Source organism: Pseudomonas sp. 13B_2.1_Bac1, from assembly GCF_025466155.1.
Classification (GTDB): Bacteria; Pseudomonadota; Gammaproteobacteria; order Pseudomonadales; family Pseudomonadaceae; genus Aquipseudomonas; species Aquipseudomonas aylmerensis.
Genome location: NZ_JANLOH010000045.1, coordinates 1 through 11,203, shown reverse-complemented (window position 1 = coordinate 11,203; position 11,203 = coordinate 1). Strand labels below are relative to the sequence as shown.

Annotated in this window: 7 protein-coding genes; 2 read left to right on the top strand and 5 right to left on the bottom strand. The window is 59.9% G+C overall.

The window, feature by feature from the left end:
• Positions 1-61: 61 nt before the first annotated feature.
• From alc to puuE, 3 genes are all read right to left on the bottom strand, one after another.
• Complete coding sequence (alc, locus tag NTD80_RS10340; RefSeq protein ID WP_262133424.1) at positions 62-1,063, bottom strand: allantoicase; 1,002 nt, start codon at positions 1,061-1,063, stop codon at positions 62-64.
• 81 nt (positions 1,064-1,144) lie between these two features.
• Positions 1,145-1,660 carry a 2-oxo-4-hydroxy-4-carboxy-5-ureidoimidazoline decarboxylase gene (gene uraD, locus NTD80_RS10335; RefSeq protein WP_262133423.1) on the bottom strand — a complete coding sequence of 172 codons (516 nt, stop codon included), beginning with the start codon at positions 1,658-1,660 and terminating at the stop codon, positions 1,145-1,147.
• Complete coding sequence (gene puuE / locus NTD80_RS10330; RefSeq protein ID WP_065903420.1) at positions 1,657-2,583, bottom strand: allantoinase PuuE; 927 nt, start codon at positions 2,581-2,583, stop codon at positions 1,657-1,659. Before puuE ends, uraD begins: the two co-directional genes overlap by 4 nt.
• A gap of 380 nt (positions 2,584-2,963) precedes the next feature.
• On the opposite strand from puuE, the gene uraH reads away from it, so the two are divergent.
• On the top strand, positions 2,964-3,317 hold the full coding sequence (uraH, locus tag NTD80_RS10325; RefSeq protein ID WP_065903417.1) for a hydroxyisourate hydrolase: 354 nt from the start codon (positions 2,964-2,966) through the stop codon (positions 3,315-3,317).
• Positions 3,318-3,473: 156 nt separating this feature from the next.
• On the top strand, positions 3,474-8,792 hold the full coding sequence (locus NTD80_RS10320; protein ID WP_262133422.1) for a dermonecrotic toxin domain-containing protein: 5,319 nt from the start codon (positions 3,474-3,476) through the stop codon (positions 8,790-8,792).
• Here the strand turns inward: NTD80_RS10320 and NTD80_RS10315 are convergent.
• Together NTD80_RS10315 and NTD80_RS10310 are read right to left on the bottom strand one after the other, a co-directional pair.
• Entirely contained in the window at positions 8,767-9,408 is a 642-nt protein-coding gene (locus NTD80_RS10315; RefSeq protein WP_262133421.1) for a LysE family translocator, read from the bottom strand. The two genes, NTD80_RS10320 and NTD80_RS10315, sit on opposite strands and share 26 nt — an antisense overlap.
• A gap of 15 nt (positions 9,409-9,423) precedes the next feature.
• The gene (locus NTD80_RS10310) at positions 9,424-10,770 is read right to left on the bottom strand and encodes an NCS2 family permease (protein WP_065903410.1); all 1,347 of its coding nucleotides are present in this window, start codon (positions 10,768-10,770) and stop codon (positions 9,424-9,426) included.
• Between the last annotated feature and the right edge of the window lie 433 nt (positions 10,771-11,203).

Below are 11,203 nucleotides of genomic sequence, written 5' to 3'. Positions count from 1 at the left end.
GCCCCGGCTCCCACATTTGACCGCGTACCCCTGTGGGAGCCGGGCTTGCCCGCGATTGGGCTCACCCTTGTTTCGCGACCTTGCCGAGAACGCGCAGGCGGCTCACACCGCCATCCGGGAACACGTTCAGGCGGATGTGGGTAATCGGGCCCAGTGCCTTGATCTGTTCGGCGAAGGTGTGTTCGGCGTGCATTTCCAGTTTCTGTGCCGGCAGCAGTTCGCGCCAGAACAGCGATTGGGTTTCGATCTGGCTATCGGTGCCGCCCTTCACGAAAGCGCCCTGGATCGAGCAGGTGTCCGGGTAGTTGCCCTTGAAGTGCAGGGTGTCGACGATGATCTTCTCGATCTCGCCCGGGTGACCCAGCGCGACGATCACCCAGTCATTGCCTGGCGTGCGACGACGTGCGGTTTCCCAGCCGTCGCCCATGTTGATGCCACGGCCCGGGTTGAGGATGTTGCTCATGCGGCCGAAGTGTTCATCGGAGCACGCCAGGGCGCGACCGCCATTCAACGCGGCAGCCAGGTCGACCTGTTCGTTGTCGCCGATTGCGGACCAGTCGCGGAACGGTACGCCATACACACGCAGGCGGGCCACGCCGCCATCCGGGTAGATGTTGAAGCGCAGGTGGCTGAAGGCCTGGTCGTTGCTGATTTCGTGGTAGTGGTGGCTGTTGCCCTGCAGCTCGACGGCCGACAGCACTTCCACCCACTGGGTATTGTCATCCGGCTCGCCCGAGGCCAGGAAGCAGGCTTCCAGCGAGGCCGATGGCGGGTAGTTGCCGGTGAAGAATGAAGTGTCGATGTCCACGCCCTTGATCGAGCCCGGTACGCCCAGGCGGATCACCGCGCTGTCGTAGCCTTCGAAGCGCTTGCGGCGCGACTCCCAGCCGTCCATCCACTTGCCGTTGTCATCGAAAACGCCCTCCTTCCACACGGCCGGGGTCGGCTGGAACAGGCGGTTGGCGTCGGCGAACCAGTCATCGGTGACGGAGATGATCTTGGTGCCCAGGCGGGCGTCGGCCAGGTTGACGAACTTCTCGAAAGGTACGGCGTAAGCTTTCATTCTTCTTGTCTGCCTTAAATAGAGTGGCTTGGGATGCTCGCCAGGCCCTGGGCGTTCATGAACCGCTCGGGCCAGGTCTGCTTAAAGAGTCAGTAATCGGAACAACGCGATCTTGTTGATCTCGTCCAGCGCGCACTTGAACTCGGTGTCCACCGAGTTGTGGATGCGCGTTTCGAACGCGGCGAGGATCTGATGCCGGTTGCTGCCTTTTACCGCCATGATGAAGGGAAACTTGAACTTGGCCTTGTAGGCGTCGTTCAGCTCGGTGAAGCGCGAGAACTCTTCGGCCGTGCATTGGTGAATACCGGCGCCAGCCTGTTCATTGGTGCTGGCTTCGGTCAGTTGGCCCTGGACGGCGGCTTTGCCGGCCAGGTCCGGGTGAGCGTTGATCAGCGCCAGTTGGCTGGCATGATCGGCGCTCAACAGGATGTCGCTCATGCGCTGGTGCAGGGTTTCGATCTGGTCGATCGAGGTGTCCTGTCCCAGGTCGTAGGCCTTTTCGGCCACCCATGGCGAATGTTCGTAGATGTCGGCAAAGGCTGCGACGAAGGCGTCGCGGCTCAAGGTCGAGGGTTTCAACGTCTGGAACGCAGTCATTTCGCGGCTCCCGTGTACGGGTGGGTTGCTTGCCAGTGACGGGCGATATCGACGCGGCGAGTGAACCACACCTGTTCGTGGCTTTTGGCGTATTCGATAAAGCGCTTCAACGAAGCCAGGCGCGCCGGGCGGCCGATCAGGCGGCAGTGCAGGCCGATCGAAAGCATCTTCGGCGCCTCGGCGCCTTCGGCGTAGAGCACGTCAAAGGCATCCTTGAGGTACTCGAAAAAGTCATCGCCCTTGTTGAAACCCTGCACCTGGGTAAAGCGCATGTCGTTGGTGTCCAGGGTGTAGGGGATCACCAGGTGCGGCTTGCCGGTCGGGTTGTTGGGTTCCCAGTAGGGCAGGTCGTCGTCGTAGGTGTCGCAGTCATACAGGAAGCCGCCTTCCTCCATCACCAGCCGCCGGGTGTTGGGGCCGGTGCGCCCGGTGTACCAGCCCAGTGGGCGTTCGCCGGTCAGTTCGGTGAGGATGCGGATGGCTTCGAGCATGTGCTCGCGCTCCTGGGCCTCGTCCATGTACTGGTAGTCGATCCAGCGATAGCCGTGGCTGCAGATCTCGTGGCCGGCCTCGACCATCGCGCGGATCACATCCGGGTGGCGCTGGGCGGCCATGGCCACGGCGAAGATGGTCAGCGGGATATCGAATTGCTTGAACAGCTTGAGGATGCGCCACACGCCGGCACGGCTGCCGTACTCGTACAGCGACTCCATGCTCATGTTGCGTTCGCCCTGCAGCGGCTGGGCCGAGACCATTTCCGAAAGGAAGGCTTCGGACTCTTTGTCGCCGTGCAAAATGTTGCGCTCGCCGCCTTCTTCGTAGTTGAGTACGAACGACAAAGCGATGCGCGCCTTGCCCGGCCAGTGGGGGTGAGGAGGGTTACTGCCGTAACCGATCAGGTCGCGTGGGTAGTCAGCGCTCACTGCAGTCTTCCTTCTTGTTCGTGGTAGCAAGTGTGTGGCGGCCAGCGGAAAGACTGGGTGGCGTCACAGCGATGGGCTGATTGTATACAACTTGATAGTCACTTTGTAAGCCTGTATTTCCGCATTTTTTCTCGGCGGTTGCCGCAGCTTAACACTGCAAGAAACTTGCCCGGTTGGTCAGTAAATGGACAAAAGGTCGTTTAAAAGCAAGGGATGTTGAGTTTTTGAACCAGGGGTATGTGCCGGCAGGGGTGTCAGAAACTTTGTGATTTTTATTGTGTACAATTTTTATTAAAAGTGTCTTAATCAGCTCAGCCGCGACTTTTTCATGCCCCATAAAGGGGCGGCCTATTTCACTGAACGCAAGGGAGCCCCAACCCATGGGACGACTGACCACACACGTACTGGACGCAGCCCACGGCTGCCCAGGCAGCGCCATCCAGGTTGAGCTGTACCGCGTCGAAGGCGCGCAACTGGAGCTGGTCGCCACGGCCGTGACCAACAGCGACGGTCGCTGCGACGCGCCGTTGCTGCAAGGGGAGGATTACCGCAGCGGCGTCTACCAATTGCAATTCAGCGCCGGCGACTATTACCGTGCCCGCGGCGTGCAATTGCCACAGCCTGCGTTCCTCGATGTGGTGGTGCTGCGTTTTGGCATCAGTGCCGAACAGGACCACTACCACGTGCCCCTGCTGATTTCGCCTTACAGCTACTCCACCTATCGCGGTAGCTGAGTCGTCACCTCGCTTCACACCCCCAAAGCTCTTCGTTGGTTTTTCGCCCGCCCACACTGCGGGCTTTTTTTTGCCGGTTAGACGTTCAACTATTTAACGCCTGTTGATTATTTGTGCTGCTTAGGCTGGGGGGATTTCCTCGACGAAGAAACCACCGTGACCTTATCTACCGACAACCTGGCCAATGCATCCCCTGAGGCCCGCTCGACCAACGCTAGCGACTTTGACGACCCGCACGTGCCTGCCCAGGCTGTATCACAGGCCATACGCGACCAGCTGACACTGCGCATCAATACCCAAACCCATCCCAGCCGCTTGATCAACCAGATCGGTGTCGCTGACTTGCGGTGTGCCGACTCTGTACGGATGCTTGCACGCCTGGCAGGGCGGGCGCCCAAGGTCTTGAAGGTGATTCGCGTCGAGCTGCGTAAAACATTTGGGATTGATCCCGACAATCTGCTGTTTACCGAATCCAAGCCGCCCAAGGCCCCGCAAAAAGTTGACAGTTTGACTGATCGGGCATTGCTGTTGCTGGTCCTGCCCGCCGTGTCGATCAACATCAACCAGTTCACTGCCCTGAGCATCAAGGGGGATTCGGCCAGCCAGTTGCCCTATACGCCATTGGAAGCGCTGCAGCGCGTTATTGCGATGAAGCTCTTCGACCGGCTCGCCCAAGCGCAAGCGCACTATTGGAGCAGCCTGGCCCCGGGTTCCTGGCTGACACGCAAAGAGCGTTGGGTGGAACTGCACAAGGAACTCTTCGCGGGCCGGGCTTTTTTAGCGCGTCAACTCGACGAGATATCAGCGGCGGGCATGACTATGGTTCAGGCGCTGGTCGATGCCCCGAGTGCTGAGGCACGCCAGCGCGCAGGGGGGCATTGGGCCAGTGTGCGAGCGGGTCAGTTGATGTGGCCGGGCGCAGGGTCGGTACCGATCCCTGGAGCCTTGCATATTTATCGGGAGGGCGACCCAGGTGATGCGCCTCATGTGATTTATGTACCGGGGGTGGTCCGCAACTTCTACGAGTACCCTTCCTTCGCCCTTCTTAAATGCGGCCTGCTCGATCTGGTCAGCGACTCGCTGTTCGATGACCTCTGGCAGTGCATGCCGTTAACGCGCCGCCATGAAACATGCAGGCCCACCAGCCTGACCCCGGCATCCGGCGTTGTTCGCGGCACGGTGATCATGGGTGATGTGCTGGGATTCAGTGCGCTGGCGGTGCTGGACGGGCAATGGGAAAATGAGCTGGCCTGCGCCGCCATGGTCAATTACGCGCATGTATTTTCCAGTGAACGACCGCGACCTTCGCCGCTGACGGCGGTGCCTTTTCTCGCGTATATCGAGCGCGCGAGGAAGCAATTGATCGGTAGCGCCCGGCTTGGCGTTATTCGCGATGAATTGCTCCGGTGGGACCAGCAACGGCGGTGCGCAGAAATCATCTTTTCCAGTACGGCGCCTGGTCTGCCCCTGCTCACTGCACAGCACCAAGTCAAACGCTATGCAAAAGCGCTGGTTGCCTTGCTCGACCCGGTTGATCCAGGCGATGACGCCCCGGCCTATCTGGATCTCATGGCGCTTGTGAAGCAGCGCCTGGTTCATGTGCAGGCGTTGAACAGTTTGACCCAGGACGCGCAGCAACGGCTGTTCGATTTGGCATTTTGGGCTGAGCGCCCCACCGACACTCGCGTACGTGCTTTCCTGGTCATACAGGCCCACACAGAGGCCTTGCGCTGCGAGGTGCAGGTGCTACACCGGCTGAAACTGATACGCACTGCCCATCGGGACCTGGTGCTCGAAATAGTGGACCAGCCTCGGGCAGCTAAACGGCCGGGCAGTGATGCCCGCGTGCTGTCGATCTCGGTGGGCAGTGAAACTGGCGTCTTCCACCCCCTTCATAATGTGTGGCTGGTGACCCAGGCCGAGGCGGTGACGGTTCCGACCCGCGAAGCTCCGGTCGTACTGTGTGCTTTCGGGCGGGAGGGCGGCGTGATCACGTTTTCCAGCCTGGACGCATTAACCCGCAGCCTGCAGGTCAGCCTGGGCAGCCGAGACGACTCTGTGCTGTGGGACTGCGTCGAGCGCGATAGACGTGACGACCTGCGTGGGTACGCGGCGCGTGGAACGCTGGCGGTACGCTACGATCTCGTCGAGGGTAACCCTGTGTTGCTCTCTCTAAAGAATCTGCTCAAGTACTACGCGCGCCTGAAAAAAAGTATCGATGGCAGCGCCCGTCCTTTCAGTGAGGTCTCGGATGCCGAGTTGAGCCGCTTGCTGCTGGCGCGCGAGTTGGCTGAACACCTGAAAGTGCCGGCCAATGATGCGCTCAAGCAGGCGCTTGCCAATATTGATCTATTGCGCAAGGCCGCGTCTGAAGCAAAAAAACTTCCAGCGTGGCTGGAGCGCGCAATGCCTGCCCAACGTACACACTTCATACGGCTGCAACGCCGCTGCCTGAGCAGCGTGATTGCATTTGAAGGAGGGCTTGAGCAACGCTTGCCTGACCTGGACACCTTCGCTCGTCGCACATTGATCGCCCGCTTGAGCCAGGATGGTTTCTACCCCCTGCTGGATATCGACGAACCGTTGATCGAAATGCCCGACGCGGTGGCCAGCAAGCAGAGCGGGTGGGACAGCGACAGTTCTATTGGCGATCGCCAAGTCACCCACACGCCATCCCTTGAACGCACGACCTTCAGCATGCTGCAGCTGGCGCTGCATAACCTTGATCCGAGAGACGCCTCTACAAAGCGGCGATTTAACTACGCTCGCTATCTGCAACCCGACTGGAGACAACGGCTGAATGCCGACTACCTGATTGAAATGGTGTCTTCGCTGGATATCGGTGGCCAGTACGATGCATTGATCAAAAAGGTCTTTTATCCGCATGTTGCCACTGAGCACGCACTCAGCGAGGAGCGTATTCCTGCGTTGTTGAATCGCGCGTTACAAGCCGGTGTGGAGAGTCATCTTTTCTCGGCGGTGCAACGGGGGCTGAGTACGAACGCACAGAGCGTATTTACGACTGCATTGGCGGCACGAACGCCAGGGGACCTATCGAAAAACGGGCATCAGTTGCAACTGTACGTGGTTCATCTGGTGGGCTGGACGATGCGGCACGATCGTTACATTGCAGGGATAGTGGTCGTCCATGACAAGCGCTCCGAGCTTTGCGTGCTCTACTGGCCCGGTGCTCCGGATACCTTATCCCTCACCGAATACAGCAGCCTGCAACAGGCCCACCGTGATTTGAATCGCATCGGCGCGTTGCCCGCCAACGTCAAGGCGCTGGCGCAGCAGGTCGCGCCCGGCTGGGCATTTGAGGCCATCACCCACCACCCCGATAACGTCGACGACCCCTCCTGGGCACCCAGTTTTCTCGACGCCTTCGATTGGACAGACAGTGTTCCCCAGCCGATGCCTGCTCGTCTCATGTTCAAGGGGGCCTGGAAGGCGGCCGAGTTTGTCCGCTCATTCAGCATCAAGCACTTGGAGCCGACGGCGTTGCCCGATGAGATTGAAGAGCAAGCCCGCGAACAGATTGTCAGTGAGCCGCTGGACTGGCTGGCCGTTGTACCTACCTCTCACAGCAACGCCACAGCATTGCTGTACCGCGCCAGCGTTCTCGCGCTGCAACGCGGGACTCAAGCGGCCTGTAACTCCGGCAAGGCGCTGGAGAACTATCGACTCCTGCGTGAGGAGGAGCAAAGCGATACCCGTATACGCGCGCTGGTGTCGTTTGTGTCGCCACCTTTCGGAATGCTTAACGCCTTCTATGAGTTGCTGCTCGCGGCGCGACGCTACCATCGCACTGGCAACCCGCACGATGCGGTAGATGTAGGCTTTATGAGCGCATTTTTGGCAATCGATGTGTTGACCAGTTTTATCCCCGGCTCAAAGGCGAAGGGCATTGTTGGGGCACGTAGTGCGCGCCGTCCTCTGGCAACTATCCTGAGTCGGATCCAGCGCTTTTCCGTGACAGCGCGGCCTGGCGTCCCCCACAGGGCGTCGCTACCCGTCATTCAGTTCAAGCCCTTGCGAACATTCAAAATCAAGGGCGTACCAGAGGCGGCTGTGATCCTGAAAGGGCCGGGGGAGAGCGGCGTCCAGGTAAAAAATGGCGAGCAGTTTGTGGTCGATGAATCACATCACTACCCGGTGTACCGGCGCGGTGAGGAACAGCTGTTTCGCTTGAAAAACAAGCAGGCGCCGGGGCAAGACGAACTGATTCTGGACATCCACCAGAGCCGGGAGTGGTTACTGGAGGCGGATGCGCCTCAACCGGTGGCGGGAACGAGTTCGGGGGTACTCAGCCCTTGGCGAGCGTCTAGTGTGCCAGCGGACTGGCGACCACCCACGGTGCGCATCGCTACGGAAAACGGAATCTTGCAGTCATCCGTGGCGGGCACCGATTGGTTCAGTTGGCGTGCTCAAGTGCCTGAGCGTCAGATCTCAGCGCCCTCGGCGTTCGGGGTGTCTCGTGTTCATGTGGAGGCCCCAGGGTTCCCCTACGATGCCATCTACGTGGGCGCATGGTATGACACTGCGACGGAGTCAGGGGCGGGGTATTACCGGTTGCTCTACCAGGGTGAACGGGCTCCATTGACCAGGATTGCGTTTATCACCAGGAATGAGCCGCTGGTTTCAAAGGCACACGTCGATATTGAGCGTTGGACAAACACCGCTGCTGGTCGTCGTCAACAGCCCATCCCGGTGTCGCGCGGCCCAACCGGCGAATGGCAGCTGCATGCGCCGCTGTTCGACAGGCCGTTGGTGCACTCTGCAGCGGCGGCTTTCCCTACGATGACAGCCAAAAGCCGGGAGTTTCTCGTCATCAGAATGATTGAGTTGGCCGACGCTTCCCGCCCGGTGACGGCCAGTCATTTGCTCAATATCCGTGCGACGCTGGACAATTGGTTACCCCCTGCGCCCGGGAGGCTTGGCCAGACGGATGATGTGCTGCAAATGTTGCGGCCGTTTAAACTGAAGGGAAGCATTTTTATCGGCTTCGACGGCAAGGCACCGGGCTTTACCCGCGTAGACTTCACGCCGCCTGTGGGGTTGGCCCCCACGCTGAGAGCCGGTGGTCCGCAGTCCGATGCCGCGAGAAATATTGCCCAGCATGCGCACGTCAGGACGGTACTGGAGCAGCAAGGCTTTGACTGCCAATCGCTGCAAGTAAAGCGCTCCAATGTAGTGAGCCATGAATTGATTGCCAGGCACCCCAATTCAAACACGCTGTATTACGTGGTCTTTCAGTGGGTTGAGTACGGGAGCGTCGCTGTGCGCAATCGCCTTACGGACAAGTGGTTTAACTACGCCATCCAGAAATACTCCAACTCACTCTCTTTCGTGGCCGTCAGCAGGGCACTGCAAGAGCAGCATTTGATCCGGATCGTGGCGGGTATTCACTGGCCAAAAAAGGGCACGCTCCCGCCCACCGTTTACTTTGTCAAAGTGAGCCCGCACGCACCTTGATCAGTGACAGAACCCCGGCGGCGCCGAACAGCCCGGCGCTGACGCGGTTGAACCAGCTTTGGCCGCTGCCGCTACGCAGGTACCGCGCGGCGCCATGGGCGCCGAGGCCATAGGCCAGCTTGCACAGCAGGTCGAGGGCGGTCCACGTGACAATCATGATCAGCAGTTGGGGCAGGAACGGCTGCTGACTGCTGAGAAACTGCGGCAGGAAGGCGGCGAAAAACAGAATGTCTTTAGGGTTGCTTGCACCCAGGACAAAAGCCCGTCCAAACAGGGCGCGAAAGCGCGGTACTGGCGCTGCTTCAGGCACTGTCGCGCCCTGGGATGGCTGGCGTGATTGCTGCCAGCTCTGCCAGGCGAGATAGAACAGGTACAGCGCGCCGACGATCTTCAGTGCGCTGAACAGGTTTTCCGACGCGAGCAGCAATGCCCCCAGGCCCAGGGCCGAAGCGCTCAACAGGCAGATCGAGGCGATCACCCCGCCGAGAAACGCCGGGTATGAGCGACGCAGGCCGTAGTTCAGGCTGTTGCTGATCATCAGCAACGACAGCGGCCCCGGGATCAGGATCACTACCAGTGCAGCGCCACTGAACAGCAGCCAGGTTTCCAGACTCATTGCATGCTCCTTTTTTTATAGAAAGACGAACTTGGCGATAAAGATCGCGCACAGCACCCACAGGCTCACGGAGATCTCGCGGTACTTGCCGGTGCCGGCCTTGAGCGCCACATAGGTGATAAAGCCCAGGGCGATCCCGTCGGCGACCGAGAAGGTCAGCGGCATCATGATCGCGGTCACGATGGCCGGGATGCTGTCGGTGGCTTCATCCCAATTGATGTGGGCCATGCTCGCCATCATCAGCATCGCCACGTAAATCAGCGCACCCGCCGTGGCGTAGGCCGGGATCATGCCCGCCAGCGGGGCGAAAAACATCGCCGCCACGAACAGCACGCCGACCGTGACCGCCGTCAACCCGGTACGGCCACCAGCGGCAACACCGGCAGCGCTTTCCACATAGCTGGTCACCGGCGGTACACCGACCATGGCGCCGAACACACTGGAGGCACTGTCGGCCTTGAGGGCGCGGGACAGGTTATCGATCCTGCCGTCGGCATTGACCAGCCCGGCACGTTGCGCAACGCCCATCAGTGTACCGGCGGTATCGAACATGTGCACAAAAAGAAAGGCAAATACCACACTTATCATGCTCACATTGAACACACCCTTCACGTCCATGGCCATCCAGGTCGGTGCCAGGCTCGGTGGGGTGGAGAGGATCCCGTTGTAATGCACCAGGCCCAGGCCCCAGCCGGCCAGGGTCACGGCGATGATGCTGATGAGGATCGCGCCGAATACGCGGTGATAGCTGAGGATCGCGATCAGCAGGAAACACACCGCCGCCAGCAGCGGCGCCGGCTCATGCAGCGAGCCGAGCTTGATCAGCGTGGCTGGGCTGTCGACGATGATCCCGGCGGTTTTCAGGCCGATCACCCCGAGGAACAGACCGACACCCGCGCCCATGGCGTGGCGCAGGCTGACCGGAATGCTGTTGAGCAGCCACTCGCGGATCCTGGAGAGCGTGAGGCCCATGAACAACACGCCGGAAATGAACACCGCACCCAGCGCGGTTTCCCAGTGATAGCCCATGGTGCCGACCACGGTGTAGGTGAAAAACGCGTTCAGGCCCATGCCCGGCGCCAGGCCTACCGGCCAGTTGGCGTACAGGCCCATCAACAGACAACCCAGCGCCGCGGCGATGCACGTGGCGACAAACGCCGCGCCATGATCGATGCCGGCGTCGGCCATGATGTTGGGGTTGACGAAGATGATGTAGGCCATGGTGATGAACGTGGTGAGGCCGGCGATCAGTTCGGTCTTCACTGTGGTGCCATGCAGGCGCAGTTTGAACAGGCGTTCCAGCCAGCCACTGCGTGCGGGTAAGAGATCCAGCGTTGGGGCTTCGGATTTGCGGCTTTCCACAGCGAGTACTCCTCAAGAGTTTTATTGTTATTTCCAGCGCCGGTCACGAAAGTGGGCAGCAGCGCTTTGAGGTACTGGCGGGTTTTTGTTGACCAATAGGTCAGGAACTCGCACGAAGCGAATTATGCTTTTGTATACAAATAAAGCAAATAATGTTTTCGATTGTTTGGGTGAAAGTCGATGGAAGGCCACGGCTGTGGTGTCTGGATAGGGGGTAGCCGCGTTTTTGGTGAGTCGGGTTTATTAGAGTGAACCGGGCTTATTGGGGTGAACTGGACCTAATTGTGGTGAGCGGGCTTGCCCCGCGTTGGGGTGCGCAGCAGCCCCAAAACCTGCTGGCAGGTTCTGTCTGTAAGAATGCAGTGACTGAATTGGGGCTGCTTCGCACCCCAACGCGGGGCAAGCCCGCTCGCCACAAGTCAGTGCCACAGCC

Coding starts and splice junctions, on each gene's coding strand:
- alc (WP_262133424.1), bottom strand. CDS start 1,063: ATGAAAGCTTACGCCGTACCTTTCGAGAAGTTCGTCAACCTGGCCGAC.
- uraD (WP_262133423.1), bottom strand. CDS start 1,660: ATGACTGCGTTCCAGACGTTGAAACCCTCGACCTTGAGCCGCGACGCC.
- uraH (WP_065903417.1), top strand. CDS start 2,964: ATGGGACGACTGACCACACACGTACTGGACGCAGCCCACGGCTGCCCA.
- NTD80_RS10315 (WP_262133421.1), bottom strand. CDS start 9,408: ATGAGTCTGGAAACCTGGCTGCTGTTCAGTGGCGCTGCACTGGTAGTG.